We start from the raw sequence: 14,525 nt of genomic DNA, 5'->3' as shown, positions 1-14,525 counted from the left end.
GAAGTCCGGAAGATATAAGAGAGATCCCGCAGGTGCATATGTGCCTGCGGGATCTCCTGTTATTATGAGAGGTACCGTCGGACAGAGGATATTGATATATAAATAACGGTTGACTTTCGTACCCAAAGATGATAGAAATGTATATATGAATAAGTAAGACTGGATAGAGGCGCGGTGTTCATCAGTACCGCGCGGCCACAGTCCCCGGGAGGACTGCCGCGCAGAGGAAAGGGAAGACCGCCGAAGGGAACAGACGAACCCGGAGCTGTACCCTGGGACACAGTGAGAATATCCTGTGGACTGTCACAACTGTGGAGCGCTATCATAGTGTTGAATGAGGAGGGGATGACACTGCCGGCCGGAGGGAGAGGCAGTGTATACCGTTTGAGAATGACATGCCATGAATGAGTGCGCCCGGCGCTTGTTCATGGCTTTTACTATTTATCTTTGTATAAGAGAGGAAGGTACTTATGAGGAATGTAAAGAGAAAAGTTTTGTGGACGCTCTCTGCTGTCATGCTCTTTGTGGCCTGCAGTCCGCTCCTGTGCTTTGCGGCTGGGGAGGAGACAGAGTACGTCCCCCGGATGTTTGCCACACCCTGGTCGCTCCTGCCGCCCCTTGTGGCCATCGTGCTGGCCCTGATCACCAAGGAGGTGTACAGCTCCCTGTTTATCGGAATTCTGATCGGCGGCATTTTTTACTCGGGATTTACCTTTGAGGGAACCATCACTCACGTTTTCCAGGGAGGCATCATCTCTGTGCTCTCCGACAGCTACAATGTGGGGATTATCGTGTTCCTTGTCATCCTTGGCATCATGGTCTGCATGATGAACAAGGTGGGAGGCTCTGCCGCCTTCGGCGAGTGGGCGAAGGAACACATCAAGACGAGGACAGGGGCCCAGCTTGCCACCATCCTTCTGGGCGTGCTGATCTTTATCGACGACTATTTTAACTGCCTGACAGTGGGGAGCGTTATGCGTCCTGTGACAGACAAGCACAACATCTCCAGGGCCAAGCTGTCCTACCTGATCGACGCCACGGCAGCCCCCGTGTGCATCATCGCCCCCATCTCCTCCTGGGCCGCGGCTGTGACCGGTTTTGTTCCCGGAGAGGACGGGTTCTCCGTTTTTATCCGGGCCATCCCCTACAATTTCTACGCCCTGCTGACCATCGTCATGATGATTGGCATCGCGGTGCTGAAGGTGGATTACGGCCCCATGCGCACCCATGAGCTGAACGCTATCAAGGGCGATATCTACACGACGCCGGACCGCCCCTACGCGGATGCGGAAAAAGAGGTTGTGACAGGAAAAGGGAAGGTGATTGACCTTGTGTTTCCCATTATTGTGCTGATCATCTGCTGTATCATCGGCATGATCTACACGGGAGGATTTTTCTCGGGGACAGATTTTGTCACCTCCTTCTCCCAGAGCGATGCCTCTGTGGGACTGGTGCTGGGCAGCTTCTGCGCCTACGTGATCACCATTGTTTTCTATCTTATCCGCCGTGTCACCAAATTCAGTGAGTGCATGAGCTGTATTCCGGACGGCTTTAAGGCCATGGTGCCGGCTATCCTGATCCTCACCTTTGCCTGGACACTGAAGGCCATGACGGACAGCCTGGGGGCGGATGTGTTTGTGGCTGATCTGGTACAGTCCAGCGCCAGCAGCCTGATGAACTTCCTGCCTGCCATTGTCTTCCTGGTGGGATGCTGTCTGGCCTTTGCCACAGGGACCTCCTGGGGAACCTTCGGTATCCTGATCCCCATTGTGGTGGCGGTATTCCAGGGACAGAATGAGACGATGATGATCATCTCCATCTCCGCCTGCATGGCAGGGGCTGTGTGCGGCGACCACTGCTCGCCCATCTCGGACACAACCATCATGTCCTCGGCGGGAGCTCAGTGCAACCACGTGAACCACGTGACGACTCAGCTTCCCTACGCCATCACTGTGGCGGCCATATCCTTTGTGGTATATATTGTGGCGGGATTTGTCCAGACGGCGTGGATCGCGCTGCCTGTGGGTATTGTGATCACCCTTGGGGTGCTGCTGGTGCTCAGGAACATATATGGAAAAGAAGAGTAGAGAAAAATAGAAAGAGACAGGCGTGTCCGTGCCGGACACGCCTGTCTCTTTTTGCGAGGCTCTGCCGCTTTAAAAATGGTATGTGCGGACAAATTCCGTGAAGGACCTGACGGCGGGAACGTCCATCAGCTCCCGCAGGGTCACATAGTAGATCGGGCGGGACAGCCTTACCTCCAGCGGCACGATACAGCACTCCGGCATCAGCAACTTCTCCGCGATGGAGCGGGAGGAAAAGCCCACTGCCAGGTTCTGGGAGGCCAGCTGCATGACAATATCGGACTGGCTTGTCTCGCAGATGACGTTAGGTGCGATGTGGTGGTCGGAAAACACCTGCTCAATGTCCCTGCGGAAGGAGGACTCCTTTGCCGGCATCAGGATGTCTTTGCCGTCCAGATCGCTGATGGACAGCAGCGGTCTTCCGGCAAGAGGATGCTCTCTGTACATGACGGCCACGTAATAGTCGTCCATGAGCTTGTGGCAGTCGTACTCCTCCCGGGCGGAGAGGGTGTCTGATCCGATGACAAAGGCGGCGTTGATCTGCCGGGAGTCCAGCATGGCAAGCAGGGTGTTGCTTCCCTCCACGTGGAGCTGGTACCGGATCCCCGGGAAGAGGCGGTGATAGTCCGTGATGACCCTTGGCAGCCGCAGATACCCTGCGATCCAGAGCATACCTACGCGGAGCGTTCCCGCCTCCAGAACGCTGTACTTTTTCATGTTTTCCGAGAGCTGGTCCACTTCATTGAGAATTCTGCGGGCTGAGGAGACGAACTGCTCACCGGCCTCGGTCAGGGTGACGGACTTGGAGTGGCGTACAAAGAGGGGAACGCCAAGCTCCTTTTCCAGGTGGAGGATCTGCTGGGAAAGAGAGGGCTGGGAAAGGAAAAGGGCCTTGGCTGCGGCTGAGAAACTCTTTTTCTCCGCTGCGGCCAGAACGTAGCGCATCTGTTGGATCTGCATATGGATGACCTCCTGCTATAAATGATAGATGATATAAGAAAAACCTATAGACATTATAACATATTATTTCTTTACAAATAGCATTAAATTGTATATAATGATAGAGCGATTTAACACATCAAAGTAATAAAGCAAAAGGAATGAGAGGAGAAAGAAAATGCAAAACAAGAAAAGTGTAAAAGACACAGCATTTCTGGTACTTGCCCTCGTAGTTATCATCGGCTCCCGGTTCATGCCGGCGATGGGCGGACTTTCCAAGGACGCGTGGGCTGTGCTGGGCGTATTCTTCGGTTCACTGATCATGTGGATCACGATTTCCATTGACTGGCCGAGTATGATCACTCTGCTGGCCCTTGGTCTACTTCCGTTATTCGGATTTTCAAGCACCTTTGCGGGAGCCTTCGGAAATACCACCGTGGCCTTCCTGCTGTTTACCTTCATGCTGGTATACCCGCTGTCAAAGACAAACTTTGTGCGGCGCTGTACCATCTATTTTATCACAAACAGGATCGCAAGGAAAGGCCCCTGGTATTTTGTGTGCTTCCTGCTTGCGGCCGTGACATTCATGGGACTTTTCATTTCCCCGTCCGTACTGTTCGTGGCCTTCATGCCCTTCCTGGAGGATATCTACCAGGTTCTCGGCCTGAAGAAGGGCGGCAAGGCAGGAAATATGATCATGATGGGTTCCGCCTTCTGTATCAGCCTTTCCTCCGGTATGACAGCCATCGGACATGTGTGGCCCACAATGGCTATCGGATACTACACAGCAGCTACAGGAAATGACGTAAACCAGTTCCAGTACATGGCTATGGGTATCCCCACGGGTATCATCCTGATCGTGATCCTGATCCTGATCTTCAAATTTATCTACCGTCCGGACGATATAAAGGACATCCAGCCTGAGAGGGCCATGAGCCTTCGCGGCACAGTTCCGGCAGCGGACTTCAAGGAGAAGGTGATCCTGGGCGTTATGGCCCTCACTGTATTCCTCTGGGTAGCTCCCAGCCTTGTGCAGAACGTGCTGCCTGACTTCTATGCCACAGTCAACAGCTGGTCCACAGCTATGCCTCCGCTTCTCGGATGTATCATCCTGTTCGTTGTACGGGCAGATGGCGAGAGCATCATGAACTTCAAGGAGACAGTCAGCAAGGGCGTGCTCTGGGGCAGCGTGCTGATGACAGCCGCGGCCACACAGCTTGGCACCTGCCTGACAAACGAGGATGTGGGCATCAGCGCCTGGCTGACAGGCGCGCTGGAGCCGCTGACAGCCAATCTCCCGGTGATCGGCCTGATCCTGTTCTTCATGACATGGGCTGTTATTGAGACAAACTTCTCATCCAACATTGTTACCACGACAGTAGTAAGTGCGGTTGCCCTGTCCGTTCTGACAGCTCTGCCAGCAGGGTCTGTCAATGTGGGAGCTGTAGTCTGCATGGTTGGATTTGCGGCTGCTATCTGCAACATGACACCGGCAGGACAGAGTACGGTCAACACGGTTGCCATTGGTTCCGGATGGACGGATACCAAGTCCATGTTTGTATGGGGTGCGCTGTTTGCTATCGCGGGTATCTTGGTGCTCAGCTTTATCGCTTACCCGCTTGGATCTCTGTTCATCTCATAGATACGGATGACAGTTTATTGGTCTATTGTGTGAGAGGAGAAATTACACGTGGAAAGAAAATATCAGTATGATGTTGTTGTGGTAGGCGGGGGCACGGCCGGTGTGGCCGCTGCCGCCGGTGCGGCCATGACAGGGGCGAAGACACTGCTCATCGAGAGAAATCCTTACCTGGGAGGGGAGGCCACCCACTCCGGCGTGGCCGCCTTCTGCGGATTTTTCACCTGCGGGGGAAACCCTGTGCGGGTCGTGGAGGGGGCGGGGGAGCTGATCCTGAAGGAGATGAAGGCCCTCAGCGAGTCCTCCTGGAATTACGTGGTGTCTGCCACTGGGAATAAAAATATTAACTTTCATCCCGAGTATCTGAAATGCGCCATGGACAATGTATTGGAGAAGGCAGGTGTCACCTGTTTTTTCCACACGAGGATTACTGGCGTCCGCACAGAGGGGCGGGCAGTGACAGCCCTTGAGTGCGTGGACGATGAGGGCTGCTTTCTGGTGGAGGCAAAGGCCTTTGTGGACACGACCGGAGATGCCAATGTAGTTCATCTGGCGGGCGCGCCTACTCTCTGGGGAGATGAGAACGGAAACGTGCAGGCGGCCACTCTTCCCTTCCGGCTGAGCGGCGTGGACACTTCCTGTGACCTGACGCCCCAGGCTGTTGAGAAGGCGGTCATTCGGGCAAAGGAGGAGGGAATTCCCCACCTGACAAAGGAGAAGGGCTTTATCCTGAAAAGAGAGGGCTCGGATCAGGTGGCAGTCCTTCTTCCCAGCACCATCCCCGCGGGCCTGGACTGCCAGGAGCTGACCAGAATGGAGCTGGATACGAGGAGACAGGTGCTCTACTATGTGGAGGCTTTTAAGAAATATCTCCACGGCATGGAGAACTGTGAGCTGACAGTCATCGGCCCGGCCATCGGCTTCCGTGAGACGAGGCGGATGAAGGGCAAAGAGATCATCACCGCACAGGATGTGCTGGGAAGGAGAAAACGGCCCGACGGTGTGGCGAGAGCCGGATGGAAGCCGGAGATCCACATGGACGCCAACAAGATGGGAACCTACATCGAGGTGTCCGAGGGCAGCTGGTTTGACGTGCCCTTGGGGGCGCTCCAGTGCGAGAGCATGGACAATCTCTACGGCGCCGGCAGGATGGTGTCCTCTGAGCAGACGGCCCACGCGGCGGTCCGGGTTATGGGAACCTGCTTTGCCACAGGACATGCGGCAGGCGTCGCGGCGGCTTGCCAGGCGCTCCGGGGACAGGCGGAAGCAGACACTGTCCGGGAGGAGCTCAGGAAGCAGGGAGCGCTGCTGTAGCACGGCTGTAAGGCATTAGGAAATTTTGTAAAAGAGACAGGGAAGGAGACGGATTATGACACTTGAGGAAGCACGCGCGGATATTGACGCTGTGGACACACAGATGAAACCTTTATTTTTAAAGAGAATGGAATGTGCCAAAAAGGTGGCCGAGGTGAAGGCCGAGACAGGGGGCGATGTGTTCGTCCTGGAGAGAGAGCGTTCCATTATCGAGAAGAGAGCCGGAGACGTGGACCAGGAGGTCTATGATGAGTATGTCACATTTCTGCGCCATCTCATGAGCGTCAGCAGAAGGTATCAGTACGGCAAGCTGACAGCCATGCAGGACACGGTAGTGGACGGCGCGGCGCAGGCGGCAGGCGTGGACGAGAATGCGGACCACACACAGGTAGAGATCTCCTTTACCTGTCCCTCTGCCACAAGCGATCTCAATCTCTTTGTCAATATGACAAAGCTGAACAAGATCACCATAGACAGCATGAATCTGGCGACAGAGGATGGCGTCCAGAAGATCACCATGACGCTGGACGGCAATCTGAAGGAGAGCAATATGCGCCGTCTGCTCTGCCAGATCGGCAAAGAGGCAGACGACTTTAAAATCCTGGCAGTAAAATAGCGACTGGCAGTGTGAAAGGAAAAGGGAACCCGGCGGGGCTGCGAGCAGCTCTTCCGGGTTCCCTTTGCGGTTCCGGGGATATGTTTCCGGGGCTATGGGTAAAGGATTTTACAGGATTTTTTCAAAGGCGATCCTCGCATCCCCGTCCTCGGCCCCGCCTTTCAGATAGATGGTACCGCAGCGGGAGAAGCCGGATTTCTCCAGGGCCCGCTGCATGGGCAGGTTGCCTGCGTGTGTGTCGATGCGGATGCTCTCCATACCCCTCTCCCGGGCCAGGGCGGCGGCCTCTTCAAAGAGCCTGCCCGCGTACCCTTCTCCCCGCAGGGCGGCGTTTACAGCCATGCGGTGGATGGCGGCGTAGGCGGGGACTGCGCCGCCTTCATTTTCGGTCAGCCACTGCCCGCCGTAAATATTTCCGTAGGATGGATCTTCCGTGAAGGTGAGGGCGCACACAGCCGCGATACGCCCTTCCTCCTCCAGCACATAGCCAAGGCTTGTGGCTGTGTCGGAGAGGAAGATCTGCTGGTCCGGGTAGCCCTTCTGCCACTGGTCCAGCCCCTGAGACCTGAGAAAGGCACGGGCCCGCTCGATGATCTCCATGATTTCTTCTATATCCTCCGGGGTGGAATGTCTGAATGTGGTCATTTTTTGTATCCTCCGATCATTTTTTTGGCAGTATGTATTGACTATAACACATACCAGGATTTTTTTCATCCTGTCAGACTGGTAAAAAGAGATGATTAGCTTTCTTATTTGCGGGAAAACTGCTATAATATATGTTCAGATAAAAAGAGATTAAGAAAGAAACGGGGATAGATAGTATGGAGATAAACAACTGCAAAGCCTATGAGCTGATCCGCCGGGAGGAGCTGGACGGGATCAAATCCACAGGTTACCTTTTGAGACACAAAAAGAGCGGCGCCAGAGTGGTCCTCATTGAAAATGACGATGACAACAAGGTGTTCAGCATCGCCTTTAGAACGCCCCCCTCAGACAGCACCGGAGTGCCTCATATTATGGAGCACTCGGTTCTTTGCGGGTCAAAGCATTTCCCGGCCAAGGATCCCTTTGTGGAACTGGTGAAGGGCTCCCTGAATACCTTTTTAAATGCCATGACCTACCCGGACAAGACGGTCTATCCGGTGGCCAGCTGCAATGACAGGGATTTCCAGAACCTAATGCATGTGTACATGGATGCCGTGCTGTACCCCAACATTTACGAGCACGATGAGATCTTCCGCCAGGAGGGCTGGAGCTACCACCTGGAGGAGAAGGACGGAAAGCTGACCTACAACGGGGTCGTGTACAATGAGATGAAGGGGGCCTTTTCCTCCCCCGAGGGCGTGCTGGACAGAGTGGTGCTGAACACTCTGTTCCCGGACACCTCCTACGCAAATGAGTCCGGCGGGGACCCGGACGTGATCCCGGAGCTGACCTATGAGCAGTTTCTTGATTTTCACCGGAGATACTACCATCCGTCCAACAGCTACATTTACCTCTACGGGGATATGGACATGGAGGAGAAGCTGAACTGGCTGGATGAGGAGTACCTGTGCCGGTATGAAAATGAGCCGGTGGACTCTGCCATCCGTCTGCAGAAGCCCTTTACAAGTATGGCTGAAAAGGAGATTCCCTACTCCATAGCAAGCGATGAGCCGGAGGAGGACAACACTTATCTCTCCTACAATAAAGTTATTGGCACCAGCCTGGACCGGGAGCTGTATCTGGCCTTCCAGATCCTGGACTACGCCCTTTTGTCCGCGCCGGGAGCGCCCCTTAAGAAGGCGCTGACAGATGCCGGGATAGGAAAGGACATTATGGGCTCCTACGACAACGGTATTTACCAGCCTATCTTCTCTGTGATCGCCAAAAATGCCAACGTGGAGCAGAAGGAAGAATTTGTCCGCATTATCGAGGACGTGCTGACCGGCATAGCGGACAGGGGACTGGACAGGAAGGCCCTGGAGGCGGGCATCAACTACCATGAATTCCGCTACAGGGAGGCGGATTTTGGCAGCTATCCAAAGGGACTTATGTACGGGCTGCAGATGATGGACAGCTGGCTCTACGATGAGAATGAGCCCTTTATGCACATTGACGCCCTTGCTACCTTTGAGTTCCTGAAAAAGCAGGTGGGGACAGGCTACTATGAAGAGCTGATCCGGAAATACCTGCTGGACAACACCCACGGAGCCATCGTTGTGGTGAAGCCGGAGCGGGGCCGCACCGCCAGGATGGACCGTGAGCTGGAGGAGAAGCTTGAAGCCTACAAGGAGAGCTTAAGCGATGCCGAGAAGGAGCGCATGGTGGAGCGGACAAAGGAACTGGAGGATTACCAGTCCCAGCCTGACAGGCAGTCGGACATTGCGAAGATCCCGGTGCTGAAGCGGACAGATATTTCCCGGGATATTGCGCCCATCATCAATGAGGAGATGACGCTGGCGGATGTGCCAGCTGTGTTCCACGAGACATGGACCAACGGCATTGGCTACGTGGACCTGATGTTTGACCTGTCGGACGTGCCGGAGGAGATGCTGGGCTATGTGGGCATCCTTCAGTCCGTGCTGGGCATTATCGACACAGAGAACTATGAGTACGGGGAGCTGTTCAATGAGATCAACAGTCACACCGGCGGTATCGGCACCTCACTGGAGCTCTACAACGACGTGACGAGGGTGGAGGAGAAGGCCTTCCGTGCTACCTTTGAGATCAAGGCCAGAGCCATGTACGGCCAGCTTCCCTTTGCCTTCCGGATGATGAAGGAGATCCTCACCAGGTCAAAGCTGGGAGATACAAAGCGGATCAGGGAGATCCTTGATATGCTGAAATCCCGCCTGCTCATGCGTTTCCAGTCATCAGGTCACACAACGGCTGCCCTGCGGGCTCTGTCCTACGCTTCGCCTTCGGCGAAATTCAAGGACATGACAGGTGGCATTGAGTTCTATCAGTTCGTGGCAGACCTGACAGACCACTTTGAGGAGAGAAAGGAGGACCTGACCCGGGCCCTTGAGGCGCTCGGCCGGCAGATCTTCCGGGGAGACAATATGATGGTCAGCTACACAGCCTCCCGGGAGGGGCTGGACGGCCTGGAGGAGTTGGTAAAGGAGATGAAGGAGGGCCTCTTTGCAGGCGAGGCGCCGGAGACGCCCTGTGTGATCCACTGCCAGAAGAAGAACGAGGGCTTCAAGACAGCCTCCAAGGTCCAGTATGTGGCCCGCACAGGCAACTTCATTGACCACGGCGCGTCCTACACAGGAGCCCTGCAGATCCTGAAGGTGATCTTAAGCTATGACTATCTGTGGCAGAATATCCGCGTCAAGGGCGGCGCTTACGGCTGCATGAGCAACTTCAACCGGATCGGGGAGGGGTATCTCGTCTCCTATCGGGATCCCCACCTGAAGCGAACCATGGACGTGTACGAGGGCGTTGTGGACTATCTGAAGAGCTTTACGGTTAGCGACCGGGATATGAACAAGTACATTATCGGAACCATCAGTAACCTGGATCAGCCCATGACCCCGGCTTCCAGAGGCGACCGGTCCATGAACCTCTACATGAACCATGTCAGCGCGGACATGATCCGCCAGGAGCGGGCTCAGGTGCTGGACGCCACCCAGGAGGATATCCGTGCCCTGGCCGGCGTGGTGGAAGCCATGCTGGCCGCGGACCAGGTCTGCGTTATCGGAAGCGAGGAGAAAATTGAGGAAAACAGGGACATGTTTGACAGTGTGACAAACTTTTAACAGGGGACGTAACACTTTTAAAAAGTGTTACGTCCGGATTAACACTAACTGGTGCGCAATTGTGCGCGATCCCCTGTGAAATGGAGTAAAAGGAGTTAATATGACAGACAATTTTAAATCGGGTTTTGCGACTCTCATAGGTCGCCCAAATGTCGGGAAATCAACGCTCATGAACTATCTGATAGGCCAGAAGATTGCGATAACATCCAACAAGCCCCAGACTACGAGGAACAGGATACAGACCGTGCTGACCACGGAGGAGGGCCAGATCATCTTTGTGGACACGCCGGGCATACATAAGGCGAAGAACAAGCTGGGCGAGTATATGGTCAATATCGCTGAGCGCACCCTGAACGAGGTGGACGTGGTGCTCTGGCTCGTGGAGCCCACCACGTTTATCGGGGCAGGTGAAAAGCACATTGCGGACCAGCTCCGGAAGGTGACAACACCGGTGATCCTTGTGATCAACAAGGTGGATATGGTAAAGAAGGAGGACGTGCTCCCTGCTATCGCCGCCTACAAGGACCTCTACGATTTTGCCGAAATCGTGCCTGTATCTGCCAGGAGCGGAGAAAATACGGATGAGCTCCTGAAGGTGATCATGAAATACCTGCCCTTTGGCCCGCAGTTCTACGATGAGGACACCATCACAGACCAGCCGGAGCGCCAGATCGTGGCTGAACTGATAAGGGAGAAGGCCCTTCACTGCTTAAATGAAGAAATCCCCCACGGCATCGCCGTGACGATAGAGAGCATGAAAAAAAACAGGAAGGTCATGCACATCGATGCTACCATTATCTGCGAGCGGGACAGCCACAAGGGGATAATCATTGGAAAACAAGGAAATATGTTGAAAAAGATCGGCAGCACAGCCCGGTACGAAATTGAGAAAATGCTGGGATGCCAGGTAAATCTGAAGCTCTGGGTGAAGGTGAAAAAGGACTGGAGAGACAGTGAATACCTGATGAAAAATTTTGGATACCGGGAGGATGAATAAAAAGAACTGTCCAGAGGAGATGCTAACCTCATCAGGAACAGGATGAGGTGATACAATGGAAGGATACTGGGACAGGTTCATGCGCTCGGGAGCGGTCAAAGACTATCTCGAGTACAAGGGAATGGAAAGATGCATGGAGATCATGCAGAAGTATGACAGCGCTGTGGCCGGGATGGGAGAGGAGAAAAGTGGAGCAGATAATGTTGACAGGGATGGTCCTTTTGACCACTCCTATCGGTGAATATGATAAGCGGGTCGTGCTGCTGACAAAGGAGCGGGGCAAGATTGCCGCATTTGCCAGGGGGGCGCGCAGGCCAAACAGTCTCCTGGCAGGTGCGACTGAACCCTTCTCCTTTGGCAGCTTTTCCCTGTATGAGGGGCGCACCTCCTACACGCTGGTATCCGCCTCTATCTCCAACTACTTTGCGGAGCTGCGGATGGACGTGGAGGGAGCCTGCTACGGGTTCTATTTTATGGACATTGCCAACTACTATGCACGGGAGGCGAATGATGAGACCCAGCTCCTGAAGCTGCTCTATCAGACCCTCCGGGCCCTGGCCAAGAAGTCCATCCCTGATAAACTGATACGGTACATATATGAGCTGAAGTCCATTACCATTAACGGAGAAGGACCGGATGTTTTCCACTGTGTAGTCTGCAAGAAAAATGCGGAGGGCAGCTCCTTCAGCCCCCTTAAGGGCGGCCTGGTATGTGACGGGTGCCGGCACCTCAGCGCGGACTGTCTGCCCATGGACCCATCCACCCTCTACACGATGCAGTACATCGAGACTTCCAGCATTGAAAAGCTGTACACTTTTGCTGTCTCGGAGAAGGTGCTGGGTGAGCTGGGCCTGATCATGAAAAGGTACATGGAAATCTATGTGGACCGCCATTTTAAGTCGCTGGATATACTGGAGCAGATGATCGGGGCTTGAAAACTGCGGTGGTTAACGGTATAATATTGACATTATCCAGAACTATATAAAGGAGAGAAAGAAAAATGGTTGAGAAGACAATGGACAAAATCGTAGGCCTTGCAAAATCAAGAGGTTTTGTCTATCCGGGGTCTGAGATTTACGGTGGTCTTGCAAATACATGGGACTATGGAAATCTTGGTGTGGAGCTGAAAAACAATGTAAAGAAGGCCTGGTGGCAGAAATTTGTCCAGGAAAATCCCTACAATGTAGGCGTGGACTGCGCGATCCTGATGAATCCCCAGACATGGGTGGCGTCCGGACATCTGGGCGGCTTCAGCGATCCTCTGATGGACTGTAAGGAGTGCCACGAGAGATTTCGCGCGGACAAGATGATCGAGGACTACGCTCAGGAGAACGGTATTGATATTGGCCCCTCCATTGATGGCTGGAGCCATGAGCAGATGGAGGCCTTTATCGAGGAACATAACATTCCCTGCCCATCCTGCGGCAAACATAATTTCACGGAGATCCGGGAGTTCAATCTCATGTTCAAGACCTTCCAGGGGGTGACAGAGGACGCGAAGAATACCGTGTACCTGCGGCCGGAGACAGCTCAGGGCATTTTTGTGAACTTTAAAAATGTGCAGCGCACATCCAGAAAGAAGATCCCCTTTGGTATCTGCCAGATTGGAAAGTCTTTCAGGAACGAGATCACACCTGGAAACTTTATTTTCCGAACAAGAGAATTTGAGCAGATGGAGCTGGAGTTCTTCTGTGAGCCGGGAACAGACCTTGAGTGGCATGCGTACTGGAAGAAGTACTGCCTTGACTGGCTGAAGACCCTGGGAATTAAGGAAGAAGAGATGCGGGCGAGAGACCACTCTCCCGAGGAGCTGTGCTTCTACAGCCGGGCTACCACAGACGTGGAATTCCTCTTCCCCTTCGGTTGGGGCGAGCTCTGGGGCATCGCGGACAGAACAGACTACGATCTGAGCCAGCACCAGGAGGTGTCCAAGCAGGATCTGACCTACTTCGACGATGAGAAGAAGGAAAAATACATTCCCTACGTCATTGAGCCCTCACTGGGAGCGGACCGCATGGTTCTGGCCTTCCTGTGCAGCGCCTATGACGAGGAGGAGCTGGAGGGCGGCGATATGCGTACAGTCCTTCATTTCCATCCGGCCATCGCGCCTGTGAAGATCGGCGTTCTGCCTCTCTCCAAGAAGCTGAGTGAGGGCGCTGCCAAGGTCTACACACAGCTCTGCAAAAAATACAACTGTGAGTTCGACGAGAGAGGAAATATCGGAAAGCGCTACCGCCGTCAGGATGAGATCGGAACTCCCTACTGCGTGACCTATGACTTTGAGTCCGAGGAGGACGGGGCAGTGACTGTCCGCGACAGAGATACCATGGAGCAGGAGAGGATCAAGATCGAGGATCTGGACAAATATTTCGAGAAGAAGTTTGAGTGGTAAAATCGTAAGCGGTAAAAATGCAGTAAAAAAGATCGGTTCAATTTTGAACCGATCTTTTTTTACTATATTCAGTTTTTCCTATTGAGTTATTTGTTTTTCGGAACAGTAAAGCGGGCTTCCGGCTTTCCAACGTATCTTTCCGGGTGAAGCCGTCTGTCTCTGAACTCTGCACAGGCTGTGTAAAGAACGTCTGTGGAGGAGTTGATACCTGTCTCGCAGGAATCCTGAATCACGCCGATGATGAAGCCTACGCCGACAACCTGCATTGCGATATCGTTCGGAATGTTAAACAGGCTGCAGGCAAGGGGGATCAGGAGCAGTGAACCGCCGGCCACACCGGATGCTCCGGCCGCACTGGCTGCTGCCAGAACGCACATGATCAGCGCTGTTCCAAAGGATACCTGAATGTCCAGTGTGGTAGCTGCTGCCAGTGCCATGGTGGAGATCGTGATAGCGGCTCCAGCCATGTTGACAGTAGATCCAAGCGGGATGGAGATCGAATATGTATCCTCGTCCAGATTCAGGTTTTTGCACAGCTCCATATTTACAGGAATGTTTGCCGCGGAGCTTCTTGTGAAGAAGGCGGTGATAAAACTTTCCTTCAGGCAGGTAAATACAAGCGGGTACGGGTTTTTCCGCACGCACACAAAGGTAACCAGAGGATTGATGATAAAGGCAACGACCGCCATGCTTCCGACAAGGACAAGGATCAGTCTGCCGTAATCAACAAGAGCGCCCAGACCCTGCTCAGAGATAGTGGTAAAGATCAGGCCCATAATACCGAAGGGGGCACAGCTGATG

At 53.9% G+C, this 14,525-nt stretch carries 12 protein-coding genes and 1 riboswitch; of the genes, 9 read left to right on the top strand and 3 right to left on the bottom strand.

From position 1 onward, the window contains the following. The first annotated feature begins 156 nt into the window (after positions 1–156). Positions 157–330: riboswitch (Lysine riboswitch) on the top strand. A gap of 140 nt (positions 331–470) precedes the next feature. Then, positions 471–2,087 (top strand): Na+/H+ antiporter NhaC family protein, encoded by a 1,617-nt coding sequence (locus NI21_RS0100975; protein WP_052083747.1) that lies wholly within the window; start codon positions 471–473, stop codon positions 2,085–2,087. A gap of 69 nt (positions 2,088–2,156) precedes the next feature. On the opposite strand, the gene NI21_RS0100970 is transcribed toward NI21_RS0100975, so the two are convergent. Further along, positions 2,157–3,044, bottom strand: a complete 888-nt coding sequence (locus NI21_RS0100970) for a LysR family transcriptional regulator (RefSeq protein ID WP_033124379.1) — start codon at positions 3,042–3,044, stop codon at positions 2,157–2,159. 157 nt (positions 3,045–3,201) lie between these two features. Here NI21_RS0100970 and NI21_RS0100965 point away from each other — a divergent pair, with 157 nt between their 5' ends. Genes NI21_RS0100965 through NI21_RS0100955 form a run of 3 tightly spaced genes read left to right on the top strand, consistent with a single transcriptional unit; the run spans position 3,202 to position 6,592 of the window. Further along, positions 3,202–4,665, top strand: coding sequence for an SLC13 family permease (locus NI21_RS0100965; protein WP_033124378.1), 1,464 nt, complete (start codon positions 3,202–3,204; stop codon positions 4,663–4,665). A 48-nt stretch (positions 4,666–4,713) separates the two neighbouring features. Further along, a complete protein-coding gene (locus NI21_RS0100960; protein ID WP_033124377.1) occupies positions 4,714–5,976 on the top strand; it encodes an FAD-dependent oxidoreductase in 1,263 nt (420 codons plus the stop codon). Positions 5,977–6,031: 55 nt separating this feature from the next. Continuing rightward, a complete protein-coding gene (locus NI21_RS0100955; RefSeq protein WP_033124376.1) occupies positions 6,032–6,592 on the top strand; it encodes a chorismate mutase in 561 nt (186 codons plus the stop codon). A 108-nt stretch (positions 6,593–6,700) separates the two neighbouring features. Here NI21_RS0100955 and NI21_RS0100950 read toward each other — a convergent pair whose 3' ends face one another. Further along, complete coding sequence (locus NI21_RS0100950; protein WP_033124375.1) at positions 6,701–7,237, bottom strand: GNAT family N-acetyltransferase; 537 nt, start codon at positions 7,235–7,237, stop codon at positions 6,701–6,703. A 176-nt stretch (positions 7,238–7,413) separates the two neighbouring features. Here NI21_RS0100950 and NI21_RS0100945 point away from each other — a divergent pair, with 176 nt between their 5' ends. The 5 genes from NI21_RS0100945 to NI21_RS0100930 all read left to right on the top strand — a co-directional run bounded on the left by NI21_RS0100945 (position 7,414) and on the right by NI21_RS0100930 (position 13,724). Next, positions 7,414–10,335 carry an insulinase family protein gene (locus NI21_RS0100945; protein WP_033124374.1) on the top strand — a complete coding sequence of 974 codons (2,922 nt, stop codon included), beginning with the start codon at positions 7,414–7,416 and terminating at the stop codon, positions 10,333–10,335. A gap of 100 nt (positions 10,336–10,435) precedes the next feature. Beyond that, complete coding sequence (gene era / locus NI21_RS0100940; protein ID WP_033124373.1) at positions 10,436–11,332, top strand: GTPase Era; 897 nt, start codon at positions 10,436–10,438, stop codon at positions 11,330–11,332. A 55-nt stretch (positions 11,333–11,387) separates the two neighbouring features. Further along, entirely contained in the window at positions 11,388–11,573 is a 186-nt protein-coding gene (locus NI21_RS16660; RefSeq protein ID WP_143468869.1) for a hypothetical protein, read from the top strand. After that, entirely contained in the window at positions 11,521–12,267 is a 747-nt protein-coding gene (gene recO / locus NI21_RS0100935; protein WP_033124396.1) for a DNA repair protein RecO, read from the top strand. The genes NI21_RS16660 and recO overlap by 53 nt, the downstream gene beginning before the upstream one ends. Before the next feature lie 65 nt (positions 12,268–12,332). Then, positions 12,333–13,724 (top strand): glycine--tRNA ligase, encoded by a 1,392-nt coding sequence (locus NI21_RS0100930; protein ID WP_033124372.1) that lies wholly within the window; start codon positions 12,333–12,335, stop codon positions 13,722–13,724. An 86-nt stretch (positions 13,725–13,810) separates the two neighbouring features. Here NI21_RS0100930 and sstT read toward each other — a convergent pair. Continuing rightward, a partial coding sequence (gene sstT, locus NI21_RS0100925; protein WP_033124371.1) for a serine/threonine transporter SstT occupies positions 13,811–14,525 on the bottom strand: 715 nt, incomplete at its 5' end.

The organism is Eubacterium sp. ER2, assembly GCF_000765215.1.
GTDB lineage: Bacteria > Bacillota > Clostridia > Lachnospirales > Lachnospiraceae > Claveliimonas > Claveliimonas intestinigallinarum.
Note: the sequence above shows the minus strand (reverse complement) of the source record. Positions and strands in the feature narration are given on the sequence as shown.